The following is a 16303-nucleotide window of genomic DNA, read 5'->3' on the forward strand; positions in this document are numbered from 1 at the left end:
TTAATTTCAATGGCTTGCGCCGACAAAGAAAAGGACTTGTTTGCAGAGAGGAAATCGCCATCCTTCACACCATCCCAAAGGAGGCCAGGATGGACCAGATCAGCAAGACGAACGCGCCCGTACTCGAAAATTTCTGGATGCCGTTCACCGCGAACCGGCAGTTCAAGGCGGCGCCGCGGCTTCTCGCTGCCGCTGAGGGCATGTATTACACCGACGTCGACGGACATCAGGTTCTCGACGGCACAGCCGGGCTCTGGTGCTGCAATGCCGGCCACGGCCGCAAGAAGATCTCCCACGCCGTCGAGCGGCAGCTGGCAACGCTCGACTATGCCCCGACTTTCCAGATGGGGCATCCTATCGCCTTCGACTTCGCCGCGAAATTGGCCGCGAACGCACCCGGGGGCCCAGCGGCCAAGCTCGACAGGGTCTTCTTCACCGGGTCGGGTTCGGAATCGGTCGATACCGCCCTCAAGATCGCCATCGCCTATCAGCGCGCCATCGGCCAGGGCACCCGCACGCGGATCATCGGGCGCGAAAAGGGATATCACGGTGTCGGCTTCGGCGGCATTTCCGTCGGCGGCCTCGTCAACAATCGCCGGGTCTTCCCGCAGATACCGGCCGACCACATGCGCCATACGCTCGACATCGAGCGCAATGCCTTTTCCAAGGGGCTTCCCGCTCACGGCGCGGAACTGGCGGACGATCTCGAGCGCCTGGTGCAGTTGCACGGCGCCGAAACCATCGCCGCCGTCATCGTCGAGCCGATGTCAGGATCGGCGGGCGTGATCCTGCCGCCGAAGGGCTATCTGGAAAAGCTGCGCGGGATCGCCGACAAGCACGGCATCCTGCTGATCTTCGACGAAGTCATCACCGGCTTCGGCCGTCTCGGCACGCCTTTCGCGGTCGATTACTTCGGCGTCGTGCCCGATCTCGTCACCACGGCAAAGGGCCTCACCAATGGTGCGATTCCGATGGGCGCGGTCTTTGCCAGCCGCAAGGTCTATGACGGCCTGATGGTCGGACCTGACAATGCGATCGAGCTCTTCCACGGCTACACCTATTCCGGCCATCCCGTCGCCTGCGCCGCCGGCCTCGCCACCCTCGAAATCTACGAGGAGGAAGGCCTGCTGACCCGCGCATCAGAGCTGGCTGAACACTGGCTGGAGGCTCTCCACTCGCTGAAGGACGCGCCTCATGTGGTCGATATCCGCAATCTCGGCCTGGTCGGCGCAGTCGAACTGGCGCCGAGGGCCGCAGCGCCGGGAACCCGAGCCTACGACGTCTTCGTCGATTGCTTCAAAAAGGGCCTGCTGATCCGCGTCACCGGCGACATCATCGCGCTCTCGCCGCCGCTCATCATTGAAAAGGGCCAGATCGACACAATCGTCTCGATACTCGGCGACGCGCTGAAGCGCGCGGCATAGACACCGATGCGGCGGTAAACAGTCGCCGCATCGCGCTATCCCACAGGCACGCCAAGCCCGACCTTGACGCGATCCATCGCGACGAAGGTCCGGAAGCGCTTGACGTTGTTGTTGCCGAAGAAGAGCCGCCGCGTCAGCGCTTCGTAGTGGGCCATCGAAGGCACAATGACAACAAGAATGAAATCCGCTTCGCCTGTGACGTAATAGCATTGCTGGATCTCGGCGGCGGCTGCGAATTCGCTCTTGGCGCGCTCGATCTGCTCGGCGGTTTCGCTGATGACTTCCACCTCGACGAAGATCGTGATCGACTGCCCCAGAGCCTCCGGCTCGACGACCGAGACATCCGCCCGGATCACGCCCTCCTCCCGCATGCGCTTGATTCGGCGCTGAACGGCCGGCGCGGAAAGGTTCACCGCGTCGCCGATCGTTCGCTGCGGGGTCATATTGTCCCGCTGCAGAATGGCGAGGATCTTCCGATCGAACTCGTCGAGATGCGTGGGCTGATCGCGCTTGCTCAAATCCATGCTCCGATGAAACAAACTTGCAAATAAACGCCAAAATATCAGCGCCTTTTGCGCAATCGTTGCAATAGAGTTCAGCGAAACCACACATTGAGGATCCTCATGGTTCTCCTGAACGCCACCGCAGACTATCGACAGCCGCTTGATCCGAGGGATGCGGAAACGCTCGGACCCGCCGCTGCCGAGGAAGTGGAACGCCACCTCTCGGTCCGGGAAAACCATGCGGTTACACCGCTTGTCGCATTATCGGGGCTGGCGCGCGAGGTTGGCGTCGCTGCAATCCATATCAAGGATGAAGGCCACCGCCTTGGGCTTGGAAGCTTCAAGGCGCTCGGGGGTGCCTATGCGGTGATCCGCCTCGTTCTGGAAGAGGCCGGGCAGCGACTCGGCCGCACCGTCGATCTGGCCGAGCTGCATTCGCAGGAGGTCCGCGCCGTTGCGCGTGAGATGACCGTTGCCTGCGCCACTGACGGTAATCACGGCCGCTCCGTTGCACAAGGCGCAGAACTCGTCGGCGCGCGCGCCGCAATCTTCGTCCATTCTGGCGTCAGCGACGAGCGCGTCGCCGCCATTGCCCGCTTCGGCGCGGAGATGATCCCCGTCGAGGGAACCTATGACGACTCCGTCCGGGAAGCGGCTCGCATCGCCGAGGCAAAGGGTTGGATCATCGTTTCCGACACGTCCTGGCCGGGCTATGAGCGGATCCCCGGCCTGGTGATGCAGGGCTACACCGCTCTCGTCAGGGAGGCTCTGAGACAAATGCCGGAGCCGCCGACCCATGTGTTCATCCAATCCGGGGTCGGCGGCATTGCCGCGGCGGTTGCCGGTCATTTGGCGATCGCGCTCGGCGACCGGCGCCCGGTCTTCACGGTCGTCGATCCCGCCCGCGCGGCATGCCTGTTCGAGACGGCGCGCGCCGGGCGTCCCGTGACGATCGCACATGGCGAACCGACCGTTATGGCGATGCTGGAATGCTACGAGCCCTCGCTTGTCGCCTGGCGGATCCTTTCCCGCGCGGCGGACGCCTTCATGACGGTTGACGAGGTGGACGCGACCGGGATCATGAACCGCCTTGCCCGCCCTGTTTCCGGCGACCAGGCGATCGTCGCCGGCGAAAGCGGCGGCGTCGGCCTCGCAGGCGCCCTCAAGGCCATCGCCGATCCCGTGATCAAGGCGGCCCTCTCGATCGACCACCGCTCCCGCATCTTTGTCGTCAACACGGAAGGCGCGACCGATCCGGGCAAATATGAAGAGATCACCGGGCTGTCGCCGCCGCGGTCGCCGCGAAGAACAGGGAAGGAGCTTTGATATGACCGGTCAGTCGATCGATGCCGCGCGTCTGCTGGGGCGCTTCAGGACGCTCGGCGATCTGTGCTTTCAGCACCTCCTGCACGGCATCAGGGATCGGATCGGCTTGCTGATGGTCCGGATATGCTTTTTCGGAATCCCGTCGCCTGACCGACGGCAGCGCCGCCGAGCATCTGCATCAAGCCCTTTGACCGGTCGACGAAGAAGCCGCCCTCGCGGACAGAGCCGTCCTTCGGCTGTCGACGATTTCGCCGAGCTCGTCCTCCAGATCGATATCGATCGGCGCCGGCTCACTGTCATAGAGATCGGCCGGCAGGGGATCGATGGCAGCGCGAGGGCGCTTTCAAGTACCTCACCAGCGCGGCTGGCATATATAGGTCTCGCCGAACGGTCCCGAGGACAAAGCATGCATTCGCGGTGGTGAGACCATAGCCGTTGAGCTGGCGTTCCAGATCCGATGAAAATTGCTTGCTTCATCTCCGTTTCGTAACAGTCTGAAGGTGGGCGCAAAATTTTGCGGCCATCAACAGGTTTTCAAGGAAGAACGTCAGTTTATTGTTCCTTTCCAGCACGTTAGCAGCAGATCAATACGAGTGCTAATTTTTTCGTGCTGACCTCTTGAAATCGAAAAACCGGCAAACCAGATCATTTTGCGCAAAACGCTCGACTGAGGTTTTGCACCCGCCCGGACTGGTCATCCGGTCCGGCCAGGGGAACAACGTCATCATTGTTTGTCCATCGGAGGAAAACATGTCGTTCCGACCGCTTCATGATCGCATTCTTGTCCGCCGGGTTGAGTCCGAAGAGAAAACGAAGGGCGGAATCATCATTCCTCCGGCGCTCCCCGCCTGTGCCGGCAAGGATTTTTAAGCGATCAATCGGGCTCGCCTCACCGCAAGAAGCGGGCCCTTTCCGGAGCACCAAATGAGCTTACCGTCGAAAGAAGATGCCCGCCTATGCGCCAGCGTCATCAAGGAGGTTGTCGAAGCGCGAGGCCTCAAGGGCGACCACCAAGCGATTGCAACGCTAACCATCACGGTCGCGAAGCTGTACAACAAGGGCATCCGCGAACGCGACGCTCTTTTGGCTGAAACAATGCGGATTGCCGAGATACCCACCACTTCAAGCAATCGAGCCTCGCCTGTTCCCAAGGCGTGAGAATAAATGCACAGGTGCCATTGATTATCCATGGAGCCAGAAATGAGAGAGGACATTAAGACAAGAGATAAAACGCACGATGTCGCTGTCACGATAACTGCGGGGCAGCTGCTTCATCCTTCTCGACATTTTGCTGATCCATGTGAGGAACTTGCCGCTGAAGACATCAGTCGTGGCGACAAGCGTGCCCTTCTCGCTTCATGGGCGTCTGATAGCGTTAAGACGCTGGACAACCACAATGAGCTATCTGGACAGCGAGAAACTTCCGGCCTGTTCGATGCTCATGGGAGTTGACGGAAGATCGCGGGCTCATCGCCAGATCGAGAGGTCTCAGGATGCAGAAGGTCGAACAACAGGGAAATCTTTTACCCAAACTCAATACGGTGAATGCTATAGCAGGAGCGGTATTGTTTTGCTGCCCCTGGGTTTTGAGCTATGACGGGCTCGTGCTTGCATCAATCAACGCATGGATCGGTGGCCTGGCATTGATGGTTGCCGCCGTCGCTGCTGCAACAGACCGCTGGCCGAAGCTGAATTTGGTATGTTTGTCGATCGGCGTCTGGATCTTCGCAGTGCCATGGCTCCTGAATTTTTCCAACAAGGTTGATCCTGCCACCTCACATTTCGCGACAGGGGTTATAGTTATGCTCGTATCCCTTGTATGTTTAGGTGGCAGATGGATCACGATGAAGCCCTCGAAAGAGCCAAGGCCATGATGGTCCAGTTGACCGCATACGGGACGCGCGGTGGAGTGCGCCAATCTTAAACTCATACGATGCCGTCACCAACGGCAATTTCGACGACGACGAACCGCTTCTGGACACCCGGCATTAGTTGCATCGGGCTCAAAATTCTTCTGCAAAGATTCTGCCTGAGGATCGCGCATCATGAGGCATGTTCATTTATAAGAATTCTGATATCTTCCGCGATCGAACGGAGTGGGTGTTATGTTTACCGCGAGTTTGGTTCCGGAAGCCTATTACTGGGCGCGTTCATCAAAGCACTTCGACGGGAAGCTCACCGTCGTGCAGGTCTCGACTGTCTTCGGGGAAGAGCCCAACTACTGGACGCTTGCACTGCCTGGCACCGACCAGCACGCCATGCCGTCCGATTTTGAGATCGTCGGACCGGTGGCACCCCCGGAGAAATACCCGATGGGGCAGGCCGCCGAATAGTTCTTTCGGACGCAAGCGTTCTCGGTTCCCCACAATAGAAAATAGCTCTCCTGAACGAGAAGGTTTTCGCGCATCTAGTGCGATCCAGTGCCCCGAGATGGTCGTGGACATCATATCGGACCTCTGCAATTGTGGGCTGTCGGTGGTGCTCCGAACTGTCCAAATTTCATCTCAATCCTCGGGGTAGTCACCCAAGGAAAATCGTTGTGTCACGGATCCTGATTGTCGAAGACGAATTGCTCATTGCGTTCACATTGGAAGCAATGCTCGTTGAGCTAGGCCACGAGGTGGTCGGCATTGCAAGTCGGCTCGACGAGGCGTTGGAGATGGTCAAGACGACGAGGTTCGACATTGCGGTTCTTGACCTGAAGCTCGGAACCGAAAAGTCCTTCCCCGTCGCCGATCTTCTCCTCGAACTGAAGAAGGACTTCATCTTCTCGACGGGATTTGACGAGGCCGCCATGGACGGCCGCTACAGCCAGCCTGTCCTCGAAAAGCCATACGACGAGGCCCGGCTGGTCGAGTTGATCGCTCGGGCTTCGTGACGCTTTGGGAAACGGCTGCCGCCGCGGGCCTTGCCAACCCGGGCAAATCAGCTCACCTTCGCCTTCCATGACCGAGATCACGCGACCGTCGGTGCCAGAGGATCATCCTGATCGTCACATCCGTTGCCAGGATGCGATCCAGTTCGCATTCGAGCATTTGTTGCGGCAGGCAGTGGCCTCCGGATGGTCGGAAAGCGAAGCTGTCGCTGCCTTCATCGACCTCGCCGACAACCACATGCTTTCGATCGCGGCGAATGACGAGACGAACAAGCTCATCGAAAGGCTGAAGCGGATGACCTGATCGGTCAACCTTCCGCTGCCGCAAGGCTCCCGACGGTCGGAACATTCGGCCCGATGCAAGATTATCCATCCTCCTATATTGGAGGAAACCATCATGGACCACACCAACCACGTTCGCCTGACGAGTTCGGAACTCACTCCCGCGGTTCTCGAGGGAGCAACTATCTATGGAGCCGACGACAACAAGGTCGGCAAGGTCGACCACATCCATGTCGCTGGCGCCGGAAGCTCCGTGGTGATCGATGTCGGCGGTTTTTTGGGCATCGGGGCTAAACCCGTCGCGGTTCCCATTTCGGATCTCGAGTTCATGCGCGATGAAGACGGCGACGTCCATGCCGTCACGAACTGGACGAAAGATGAACTGAAGAACATGCCCGAACACCGCGACTGAGTACCGCTATTCGATGCTTCCGCCCTGCACTATTCGTTGACGCTGCAGGGCGGAAGGCCCATCTAACTCTTGCATGACAAAACCCAAGAACAATGACGATGCGGAGCTGATTAAGGAGTGGCCGTTGCCGCCTGCGGCTACGCTCGGATCATCCGTCCGCGCGAAGGGAATTCTCCTGGAAGTTCGCGCTCGATTGCCTTCAACAGTGCGAAAATCGCTCGATATCGAGGCGGGTGTTTTAATCCTGGCTATGTCGGAGACCTCCAGGATCGAGTTCCGCGCTGCTTCGGCGGTCGTTGCCAACACACTTGAAGGCATTGAAATACTACCCGTGATCCCTCGGGAGATTGAGGACATTTTGACGATGTCGACGACTGAGAGGCATCGTTGGCTCAATGACGGCCGCTTACCCAGCGCAGGGACGCGCACCGTCAAGCTGCGAGGGCGCGCGAAGAAGATTACCTTCCACGTTTTCGACCCACGAGTCGTGGAGGACATCCTCGACCGAGACTTGGTCACCGTCTGGCGTGAAGAGGACGCCGAAGCTGCGGCCGAGAATAGACGGCGGGCGGCCCTTAAGGCGAAGCTCACGCGTTCGCTACGGAGTGGCAAAACACCTTCGACCAAGGGAAACACTGACGATGCTTCCCGTCCGAACTTGAGCGGCTGGGACGAGTTCGGGCGCGACGGACTCCTCCGCTAGTTTAGGAAAACAGGGCCGAAACCGGATAAGGCAGCGCAAGGGATGGCATGTCCTCTTTGGCAAAATATCGAAGCGACTTTGTTTCGGCATCCGTCCACACGCCTCCGCCCTGAAACACTTGGCATTTGAACAGGGTCACGACATACTCAACTTGATGACCATTCGGGTAGGTGTATCTGAACTGATGTCCGCCGAACACGCTGACAATGCTGGTTGAAGAGACCGTTAGGCCAGTCTCTTCCAAAACCTCTCGAATGACAGCCTCCTCCGGCGCCTCGCCAGGCTCGATTGCACCAGCCGGCAAACTCCACCTTTCCCCTGATGTCTTCTCTTGGAGGAGCAAATTGCCTGCATGGTCATGAATGACAGCGGCAACTGAGGGAAGCAGAAGTAGGCGGTTTCCAATCAAACCGCGAAGCTCCATTGCATACGATGTCATTCATGCGCTCGCTTTGGATTAGAATGCTCATAGTGTTTGCCGAAAGAGCCTCTGGCAAGGCAATCGGCGAGCGTATCTCGCGTTTTCGTGACGGTGCCGAAGCAAGCTAGCCAGAGGAGACTAATGGAAATTCCTCGCCTTCACCTTCAGGGTGTCGATGTGGAGATCCGGAATGAAGATGTTCCTCGGCTTTGCGGCCGCCACCGTATCCCGCGAATCCGGGGCTCCCGGCGAGCCGTGGGCGAACTCATCTCCCCTGCCCGTCGGCAGCCGGAATTCGGCGTCGCGGTCGGCCAGCCCGGAGAGATCGCCGGACAGGTCGAAGGCTTGCTGGGCAACAAGATGAACGACGTCGCCTTCGCGCTGAATTCTCCCATTAATCGCTATCATCGATGCCCCGAGGACGACGCGTCGGCGCTGCTCGAAGAGCTTGGGCCAGACGACCACGTTGGCCGGACCGGTCTCGTCCTCGATCGTCATGAAGATGACGCCCTTGGCGCTGCCGGGTCTCTGCCGGACGAGAACGAGGCCAGCGGTCATCAACCAGCGACCATCCCGCGCGTTCATGGCTTGCGCGCAAGTGACGATCTGGCGCTCCGTCAAGGCCTTCCGAAGGAATGCGACGGGGTGTTCGCGTAGCGTCAGCCCAATATGACTGTAGTCCTGGACAACGTTGTGCCCTTCCGTCATTTGACGGAGGGCGACGTCGGGTTCCTGCTGCTCGGCGATCGCCCTCGCCTCGCGTTCCGAGGCGGCTGCAAAGAGCGGAAGCGGTTCGTCACGCAGGGCCTTGATCGCCCACAAGGCGTCGCGCCGCGGAAGTCCCAGCGACGGCAGGAAGGCGTCTGCCTCGGCGAGCTCGACCAGAGAAGCCACCGGAACACCGGACCGTCGCCACATGTCGTCAACGCTTTCAAACGACTGATCCATGCGGGCAGCGACGATACGAGCGGCAGCGGCAGCGGCAAGGCCGCGCACCATGCGCATCCCGAGGCGGACAGCGTGACGGTCTGTATCGCCGATACGCTCGAGCGTGCAGTCCCACCGGGAATTGTTGACGCAGACGGGCCGAATCTCGACGCCGTGGTTCCGAGCACAGCCGACAATCTGGGCCGGCGCGTAAAATCCCATCGGCTGGGAGTTTAGCAGCGCCGCGCAGAAGACGTCCGGGTGGTGGCATTTCACATAGTTGGAGGCATAGGCGATCAAGGCGAACGACGCCGCATGGGATTCCGGGAACCCATAACTGCCGAATCCTTCAAGCTGGCTGAAGGTCTTCTCGGCAAACTCGGCCGTGTAGCCATTCTTGATCATGCCGGACACGAGCTTATCCTTGAAGCGCGAGACGCCGCCAGTGAACTTGAAGGTCGCCATCGATTTTCGAAGCTGGTCGGCCTCGCCGCCGGTGAAGCCGGCGCAGACCATCGCGACCTTCATCGCCGACTCCTGGAAGAGCGGAACGCCGAGGGTCTTTCCGAGGACGGCCTCCAGTTCCGGCGTCGGATAGACGACCGCCTCCTTGCCTTCCCGGCGGCGGAGATAGGGATGCACCATGTCGCCCTGGATCGGACCAGGCCGGACGATTGCAACCTGAATGACCAAATCATAAAACGTCCGCGGCTTGAGCCGCGGCAGCATCGCCATTTGTGCTCGGGACTCGATCTGGAACGTCCCCAAAGTGTCCGCTTTCCGGATCATCGCATAGGTCGTCGGATCCTCCTGGGGGATCTTCGCCAGGTCAAGGTCTTCGTCCTTGTGTTCTCGGATGAGGTCGAAGGCCTTTGCCATGCAGGTCAGCATGCCGAGCGCCAGCACGTCGACCTTCATCATGTGGAGCGCCTCGACGTCGTCCTTGTCCCATTCGATTACCTGCCGGTCGACCATTGCGGCGGGTTCGATCGGAACGAGATCGTCGAGACGGTCATGCGTCAGGACGAAGCCGCCTGGATGCTGCCCCAGATGCCGAGGAGCGCCCATGAGCTGCTGCGCAAGCTTGAGGGTCAACGCCAGACGGCGGTCTTCCGGGTTCAAGCCCTGCTCTCGAAGACTGCGGTCGCTGACCAGCTCCTCCGACCATGCCCACATGCCCGAGGACAAGGCCTTTATGAGATCCTCGGGCAGCCCTAATGCCTTTCCGACATCCCTGATCGCGCCCTTGGCACGATATCGCGTGACCGTCGAACAAAGCGCGGCCCTGTCCTTGCCGTAGGTCTTGTAGATCCATTGAATGACCTCCTCGCGGCGTTCGTGTTCGAAATCGACGTCGATGTCCGGCGGCTCGTCGCGCTCCTGGGAGACGAAGCGCTCAAACAGAAGGTCGTTGGTCGAGGGGTCGATGCTGGTGATGCCAAGGATATAGCAGACAGCCGAATTCGCGGCCGACCCCCGCCCCTGACAGAGGATGCCTTGAGACCGGGCAAAGCGGACGATCGAAAAGACAGTTAGGAAGTATGGAGCGTATTTCATTGTCCGGATCAGATCGAGCTCGTGACGGACGATTTTAAGAACCTCCGGCGGCAGGCCTTCCGGATAGCGGTTGGGCACACATTCCCAGACATAGTGCTCGAGGGATTCCTGCGGGGTCTTGTCTGGGAGGATCACCTCCTCGGGGTACTGGTAGGTCAGTTCCTCCAGCGAGAACCGGCAGCGGCCGACGATCTCAATCGTTCTCGCCAGCGCCTCGCGGTATCGTGGAAACAGTCTCTCCATTTCATCGGGTGGCTTGAGGTAGCGGTCGGCATGCCTTTCTCTCTCGAAGCCGACGTCGTCGATGGTAGTATTATTGCGGATGCAAGTGACGATGTCCTGGAGCTGCCGCCTCGAAGGCTCGTGGAAAAGTACGTCATTGGTGACAACCGTCTTCACTCGGTGCTTGACGGCTATGTTCGACAACGCGTGCAGCCTCAACTGGTCGTTCGGACGGCGCCGGAGACAGAGCGAGACGTACGCCCTGTCCCCGAAGATCTCCGCCATCTTGCGAAGCTGGACGGCGCAGGCTTCATCCGGGAGGTCGGGCACAAGGATACCGAGGAGGCCTTCAGAATAGAGGGCGACGTCGTCAAGGTTCAGGATGCAGTTCGCCTTGCCACCCCTGCCCTTGCCGAGCGTCAGCAAACGGGTTAGGCGCGAATAAGCCGCACGATCCGTGGGAAAGACGAGGATCGACATGCCGTCCTGCAGATCGAGCCGGCAGCCGACGACGAGGCGGACGCCCGTCGCGCGGGATGCTTCCAGCGCTCTGACGATGCCTGCCAGAGAGTTTCGGTCGACCACGCCGAGAGCTTCGATGCCGAATTCCTTGGCGGTCGCGAAGAGCTCGTCGGCAGAGGACGCGCCGCGAAGGAAGCTAAAGTGCGTCGTGACCTGAAGCTCGGCATATCTCATCCGAATATCCCGTGCATGAACCACTTATGGGAGCCCGTTTCGGGATCGATGCCGTCGCCGGAGCGAAAGATCCAATATCGTTCGCCGATCTCGTTTTCGATGACGAAGTAGTCCCGCACCGCCTCTAGCTCGCTGTCGCGCATCCACCATTCGCCGAACACGCGCTCCGGGCCATCCGCGCGTTTCACGCGATGGCGCTTGCCGCGCCACGTGATGCTGGCCGGCGGATGATCCGGCAGCAGGGCTATCGCCTCGATCGGATCCGGACGCGCAAACAGCCGCACCGGCCGTCGCCAATGGTGAACCCAATCTTCCGTCACGTCCTCGCCGACGGCGGCGATCCGCTGGACGCTACGCTCCGGAACGTCGGACGCGACTGGCGCGACCCGGTAGACGCGCTGGCCTCGATTGCCGAAGACGTCGATCAGCGGCGTGATGTCGGCGTCCTCGTCATCGACAAGCGAGGACGCCTTCTGCTTCTCCTCGAGCGGTTCCGACATCACCGCGACGAGGGTCAGCTTCTCGATCCCGTAACCCGGCTCGATCCTTTCCGTCCGGTCGCGGAACAGTTTCGTCAGCCAGGCGACGTCTCGCGCGGGTTTGGCGGTGCCCGCTCTGATCGCTTGTCTGGTTCCGTCCACCTTCTCGACGATGAGATCGGTCCGACGGACGCCAAGACCCTTGCGCTGAAGTTCGGCGACGAGTTGAACGACCAGCCGTCCGACATACTTGTTGATCGTCTCCGCCGCGCCGATCGGTTCGGCGAATGATCGACTGACCTCGACGAGTTCCGGGCTACGAATGGGATCTATTGGTTCGCAGACGCGACCGAACATCTGGTCGAGACGGCGACCCACTTCCGGTCCGAAGCGAAGCGCCAAGGGAGCGCGCGGCGTCGCCGAAAGCTCCCCTATTGTCCGAAAGCCTAAAGTGCGCAGATCGCTCACGATCTTCTCGGGCAGCCGCAGCAGCGAGATCGGAAGGCGTTCGACGGCCCGGATAGTCTCCCCACTCGGGACGACGACGGTTTCCCGGTTGATGGCGCGGGCGCATGCGTGGGCGGCACCCCATGTGTCCGCTATGGCGACCCGTATTGTCAGGCCCTTGGCGCGGAAGCGGTTGGCGATGCTCGTCAACATCCGCTCCTCGCCGCCCTGTAGGTGGTCAGCGCCCTCCGTATCCATGACGATGCCGTCCGGCGGATCGATGGCGACGATCGGCGAATACTGGCTGAGCGCCCACATGGTGATCCGCTCGAGCGCCGCTGCATCGGCGGCGGCATCGGCGTCGATCATCCGGAGACCCTGGAAGAGCGCCTGCGCCTTGGCGGCCGGCGTGCCCACATGAACGCCAGCCTTTCTGGCCGCGGGATCGGCGGCCGACACCCAGCGTTTGGAACCGCTCTTCGAAATGATGGCGATCGCCTCCTCAACGGGAATGGCGGGATCGGCCCGCCTGATCCTGTCCGTCGGCAGATCGGGAAAGAATATCGATACAACCCTCGGCATTGCAGGCTCCTACTTCGAACTCGGCGCACTCACCCGCTTTCACCCTCATCAGTTCCAGAAGCCACCTCGCCCGCCCGACCCCCGGAACTGGCAGCTCCTCGCTCGGAATGACGCTCACCCTCCAGCGCGTGGTCGACGCCGTCGGCTGGCCAAAGTCACTGGCCTCGGTCTGCCGCCGCCATCGCCGGACAACCAAGGCCATGGTGCCGCTCTTCTCGGCTGCGAGTTGCAGTCGCCGGGACGCCGCCATCGGAAGCCGGACGATCTCGCCGATCACCGCGCCGAGGCCGCCGTATGAAAGGCCCTCCTCCATGTTCGCAAGGACGTCCTCTTCCCTATCGGACTCGACGAAGACGACTCGGTTCGGATGCAAACCCGCCTGCGCCAGGGCCGGAAAGAACAGGTCAGGACGTGTCAGGCACCAGACGACCTTGCCTTTGGTGCGAGCGGCGATCCCGGCCACGAACAGAGCGGCCGCCGCCCCGTCGACGGTGCCGGCCCCGCCGCCGGCACACTCGTGCAGCGCCCCATAGGCCAATCCGCCGCCCGGAAGCCGCTCGTCGATCTGCGCCACGCCGAAAGGCAAAACGCCTCGGTTGCGCCGATTGGCGCTTTCAAGGTGCGCGATCTGCTGGCGCAGACCGTCTAGGACGGCGTTTCGGGCGACGGCTGGGTTCATGATCTCCTTCGACGGCAACCCGTTTTCAGCTTGAGTAACAGCAATATGTTCTGTATTTGTTCTCAAGAGATAAATGAGTCAATGTGCATATGACCCGCTGAGGTTGAGCACGGGTGCAAAGCAAAAAAATCGTCAGCAGATTCAATCGGATGATGAGGAAGGAATATTTTCGTATGCGCCGAACGCGGCTTGTGGACGATGCGGTCCCGACACTGAAAGATCACAAGGTCCCCGTGGTCGAACTCATCTGCCGTATCTGCGATCGCCCTTGTGCGCACGAGCGCCGGTTGTTGGTGAAAACGTTTGGCGCGAGCGCGTCACCTTCGCGGAAATCCGCCGGCGCATGGCCATGGGCTGTGAGCGGATGCAGACGACCATGGGTGACAAGTGTGGGGCACACTTCCCATGTTTAAGTGACGGTCTCGCTGATGGAAGCTAGAGAATGACAGGCGAAGACAACCGCGAGCGGCCGCGCAAGATCGTGCATGTCGACATGGACGCCTCCTACGCATCGGTCGAGCAGCGCGACAATCCCGGATCGACGAGGCTGGGAAAGCCCGGAATTATGTAGCAATGCCACCAACCAAAAGCCCTGCGGCGCTGACAGCTTTGGGCCAAAGCGCGGCCGGTGGTCATCGTCCGCAATGCCTCAATTGCGGACTTCAGATCCATTCGACACGAAATCGCTAGTGTGTCTCCTGCTCCCCGACATGCGCGAGCAAATGCCCAATGAAACGAGTGAGTTTTGGGAGCGGTCTTCGATCCTGTCGATGCACGATATGGACCGCGCGCGGTTCGGGCAGATAAGTTTGCAGGACTGAAATCAGTGCCCCGCTCGCCAGGTCCTGAGCCACCAGAACCTCGGGCTGCAGTAACAACCCCGCCCCGGCCAGCGCAGCCATACGCAATCCGTTGCCGTCATTGCATGTGAAAGACGGTTCGATTGGTGGTTGCACCTCATCCCAGCCTTTCAGTTTCCAGGCATTACGGCTGTTCCATACCGTGTGAGAAAGGCAGTGATGCGCGCTAAGATCGTGCGGAGTCTGTGGATGGCCATGCCGGGCTAGATAGTCCGGCGACGCACAGATCACCATGCGATACATCGTCAACGGTTTTGCTACTAGGTCGACATCACCCAGCTCGCCGATGCGGATGGCCATATCAAATCCCTCGTCAATAAGATCGACGACGCGATTGCTTAATTCCAGTTCAATATGCACAAGCGGATAGGTCCGCTGGAACGTCGCCACCAGAGGAGCGATGACGCATGAACCAAAGGTGATCGGAGCGCTGATACGCAACGTGCCCGATGGTGATGCACGCAGTCGTTCGATCGACATCTCGGCCACGCGTACATATTCGAGGGCGCGCTTGGAGTCTTCGTAATACACGCGACCGGCATCCGTTAGTCCTTGGCGTCGTGTGGTGCGCTCAAGCAAGCGCGCGCCAAGGCTGTCTTCAAGCTGGCGCACATATTTTCCAACCATGACAGCCGACATTTCAAGCCGTTGCGCAGCCTCGGTGAAATTGCCTCCTTCCACAACGGCAACGAAGGTTTCCATGGCGCGTAATCGATCCATATTGCTAACCACCAGTTCGCGAACAACGAAGCTATGGCACATTTATTATCTCAATGGTTCGGTAAATGATAGCGGCGCTTCAGGCTGAATTTGAAAGGAATATTCTATGAAGATCGTTGTAATCGGCGCCAGTGGCGATGTAGGTCGCTTCGTGGTGGAAGAACTTGCGCGCGATGGTAAGCACGACATCATTCGTGTCGGTCGCACCCAGGGTGATTACCAGGTCGACATCGCGAGTGATGAAAGCGTGGATGCGCTGTTCAAGAAGATTGGACGGATTGATGCCATCATCGTTGCTGCAGGCAATGTCATCCTGGCGCCGATCGCAGAAATGACGACGGCCAACTTCCACAAAGGCTTGCAAGACAAGCTGCTAAGTCAGGTGCGCGTTGCACTGGTTGGTCAGCATTACCTGAATGACCGAGGGTCGATCACGCTGACCTCCGGCATCGCTGTTGATGAGCCGATTGCGCAAGGCTCTAACGCCGCAACCTCCAACGCCGGGATCGAGGGGTTCGTCCGTGCCGCCGCCTGCGATTTCTCGCGAGGCATCCGTATCAATGCAGTAAGCCCGACAATGCTAACGGAATCGATGGACCGCTTTGGTCCGTTCTTTCCCGGTAATGAAAGCGTCTCGGGAGCTCGTGTCGCAATGGCCTATAGACGCAGCGTTGAAGGCGTGCTGACCGGGCGCGTATACCGGGTCGGCCACTGAGTTGAAGGCCAATGGCGCTCCAACTGCCGCGATAAGTGCTTGAGCCTGGGTGTCGCGGGTGTCGGAACTCCGCGCCACTCCAATCTTTCGTGAGCGCTTCACGGGCCTGAACGCTCTGAAGAAGGATCCTGCTGAAGTCAGATCTGCGGTAGTCCATGACCGCTTCGGGCGAGAGGCGGACATTGATGGCATTTGCCACATAATTCCGGGAAAGTCAGGCTTGAGCGGTCGGTTCCATGGGACGTGCCGGGCAGGTCGGGTTTGTCGGCGAAGCCACAGAGAGATAGGTCGTTCCAGAAGTTGGTCTTTTGGTTCAGGGCGATCCGACGACCGCCCATTCGAACCCGTCGCCAGTCAGCTATTTGGCCACGTGCCACACTCCTCCAACGCCATCGCCGTTGGCTTCACCGGCTTTCTTATCCTCGACATAGGTGTAAAGCGGCTTACCCTCATAGGCCCACATCTCTTTGCCA

Annotated in this window: 18 protein-coding genes and 4 pseudogenes; 14 read left to right on the plus strand and 8 right to left on the minus strand. The window is 59.9% G+C overall.

What is annotated here, in order from left to right; genetic code table 11:
- Window positions 1-89: 89 nt before the first annotated feature.
- The gene (aptA, locus tag EFD55_RS30810) at window positions 90-1424 is read left to right on the plus strand and encodes an omega-aminotransferase AptA (RefSeq protein ID WP_125850621.1); all 1335 of its coding nucleotides are present in this window, start codon (window positions 90-92) and stop codon (window positions 1422-1424) included.
- A 35-nt stretch (window positions 1425-1459) separates the two neighbouring features.
- On the opposite strand, the gene EFD55_RS30815 is transcribed toward aptA, so the two are convergent.
- On the minus strand, window positions 1460-1942 hold the full coding sequence (locus EFD55_RS30815; RefSeq protein WP_125850623.1) for an Lrp/AsnC family transcriptional regulator: 483 nt from the start codon (window positions 1940-1942) through the stop codon (window positions 1460-1462).
- Between the two features lie 105 nt (window positions 1943-2047).
- Here EFD55_RS30815 and EFD55_RS30820 point away from each other — a divergent pair, with 105 nt between their 5' ends.
- Window positions 2048-3253, plus strand: a complete 1206-nt coding sequence (locus EFD55_RS30820; RefSeq protein ID WP_125850625.1) for a diaminopropionate ammonia-lyase — start codon at window positions 2048-2050, stop codon at window positions 3251-3253.
- A 25-nt stretch (window positions 3254-3278) separates the two neighbouring features.
- Here the strand turns inward: EFD55_RS30820 and EFD55_RS34360 are convergent.
- A pseudogene (locus tag EFD55_RS34360) lies at window positions 3279-3662 on the minus strand (hypothetical protein); the annotation flags it as partial.
- 341 nt (window positions 3663-4003) lie between these two features.
- On the opposite strand from EFD55_RS34360, the pseudogene EFD55_RS30830 reads away from it, so the two are divergent.
- The 9 genes and pseudogenes from EFD55_RS30830 to EFD55_RS30870 form a co-directional block, all read left to right on the plus strand.
- A pseudogene (locus EFD55_RS30830) lies at window positions 4004-4087 on the plus strand (co-chaperone GroES); the annotation flags it as partial.
- Between the two features lie 90 nt (window positions 4088-4177).
- Complete coding sequence (locus EFD55_RS30835) at window positions 4178-4411, plus strand: hypothetical protein (protein ID WP_125850627.1); 234 nt, start codon at window positions 4178-4180, stop codon at window positions 4409-4411.
- Window positions 4412-4453: 42 nt separating this feature from the next.
- Window positions 4454-4705 (plus strand): hypothetical protein, encoded by a 252-nt coding sequence (locus EFD55_RS30840; protein ID WP_125850629.1) that lies wholly within the window; start codon window positions 4454-4456, stop codon window positions 4703-4705.
- Window positions 4706-4746: 41 nt separating this feature from the next.
- Complete coding sequence (locus tag EFD55_RS30845) at window positions 4747-5127, plus strand: SPW repeat domain-containing protein (protein WP_125850632.1); 381 nt, start codon at window positions 4747-4749, stop codon at window positions 5125-5127.
- Window positions 5128-5358: 231 nt separating this feature from the next.
- Window positions 5359-5586, plus strand: a complete 228-nt coding sequence (locus EFD55_RS30850; RefSeq protein ID WP_125850634.1) for a hypothetical protein — start codon at window positions 5359-5361, stop codon at window positions 5584-5586.
- A gap of 206 nt (window positions 5587-5792) precedes the next feature.
- Window positions 5793-6131, plus strand: a complete 339-nt coding sequence (locus EFD55_RS30855) for a response regulator (protein WP_245438271.1) — start codon at window positions 5793-5795, stop codon at window positions 6129-6131.
- A gap of 160 nt (window positions 6132-6291) precedes the next feature.
- Window positions 6292-6432, plus strand: a complete 141-nt coding sequence (locus tag EFD55_RS30860) for a hypothetical protein (protein WP_245438652.1) — start codon at window positions 6292-6294, stop codon at window positions 6430-6432.
- Between the two features lie 93 nt (window positions 6433-6525).
- Window positions 6526-6822, plus strand: a complete 297-nt coding sequence (locus EFD55_RS30865) for a PRC-barrel domain-containing protein (protein ID WP_125850638.1) — start codon at window positions 6526-6528, stop codon at window positions 6820-6822.
- 73 nt (window positions 6823-6895) lie between these two features.
- Window positions 6896-7525: a hypothetical protein gene (locus tag EFD55_RS30870; RefSeq protein WP_125850640.1), complete on the plus strand. Its 630-nt coding sequence runs from the start codon at window positions 6896-6898 to the stop codon at window positions 7523-7525.
- 1 nt (window position 7526) lies between these two features.
- Here the strand turns inward: EFD55_RS30870 and EFD55_RS30875 are convergent, their stop codons facing one another.
- The 4 genes from EFD55_RS30875 to EFD55_RS30890 all read right to left on the minus strand — a co-directional run bounded on the left by EFD55_RS30875 (window position 7527) and on the right by EFD55_RS30890 (window position 13535).
- Window positions 7527-7964, minus strand: a complete 438-nt coding sequence (locus EFD55_RS30875; protein WP_125850642.1) for an NUDIX domain-containing protein — start codon at window positions 7962-7964, stop codon at window positions 7527-7529.
- Between the two features lie 120 nt (window positions 7965-8084).
- A complete protein-coding gene (locus tag EFD55_RS30880; RefSeq protein ID WP_125850644.1) occupies window positions 8085-11348 on the minus strand; it encodes an error-prone DNA polymerase in 3264 nt (1087 codons plus the stop codon).
- Window positions 11345-12856: a Y-family DNA polymerase gene (locus tag EFD55_RS30885; RefSeq protein WP_125850646.1), complete on the minus strand. Its 1512-nt coding sequence runs from the start codon at window positions 12854-12856 to the stop codon at window positions 11345-11347. Before EFD55_RS30885 ends, EFD55_RS30880 begins: the two co-directional genes overlap by 4 nt.
- On the minus strand, window positions 12777-13535 hold the full coding sequence (locus EFD55_RS30890; RefSeq protein ID WP_125850648.1) for an ImuA family protein: 759 nt from the start codon (window positions 13533-13535) through the stop codon (window positions 12777-12779). The genes EFD55_RS30885 and EFD55_RS30890 overlap by 80 nt, the downstream gene beginning before the upstream one ends.
- A gap of 173 nt (window positions 13536-13708) precedes the next feature.
- On the opposite strand from EFD55_RS30890, the pseudogene EFD55_RS33990 reads away from it, so the two are divergent.
- Window positions 13709-13974: pseudogene (locus tag EFD55_RS33990) on the plus strand (hypothetical protein).
- A gap of 3 nt (window positions 13975-13977) precedes the next feature.
- Window positions 13978-14106 (plus strand): hypothetical protein, encoded by a 129-nt coding sequence (locus tag EFD55_RS34155; protein ID WP_281040004.1) that lies wholly within the window; start codon window positions 13978-13980, stop codon window positions 14104-14106.
- 115 nt (window positions 14107-14221) lie between these two features.
- On the opposite strand, the gene EFD55_RS30900 is transcribed toward EFD55_RS34155, so the two are convergent.
- A complete protein-coding gene (locus EFD55_RS30900) occupies window positions 14222-15157 on the minus strand; it encodes a LysR family transcriptional regulator (RefSeq protein WP_205909815.1) in 936 nt (311 codons plus the stop codon).
- A gap of 64 nt (window positions 15158-15221) precedes the next feature.
- Between EFD55_RS30900 and EFD55_RS30905 the strand changes: the two genes are divergently transcribed.
- A complete protein-coding gene (locus EFD55_RS30905) occupies window positions 15222-15830 on the plus strand; it encodes a short chain dehydrogenase (protein ID WP_125850650.1) in 609 nt (202 codons plus the stop codon).
- 358 nt (window positions 15831-16188) lie between these two features.
- Here EFD55_RS30905 and EFD55_RS30910 read toward each other — a convergent pair.
- A pseudogene (locus EFD55_RS30910) lies at window positions 16189-16303 on the minus strand (hypothetical protein); the annotation flags it as partial.

This window comes from Rhizobium pisi (assembly GCF_003938655.1).
Lineage (GTDB): Bacteria > Pseudomonadota > Alphaproteobacteria > Rhizobiales > Rhizobiaceae > Rhizobium > Rhizobium pisi.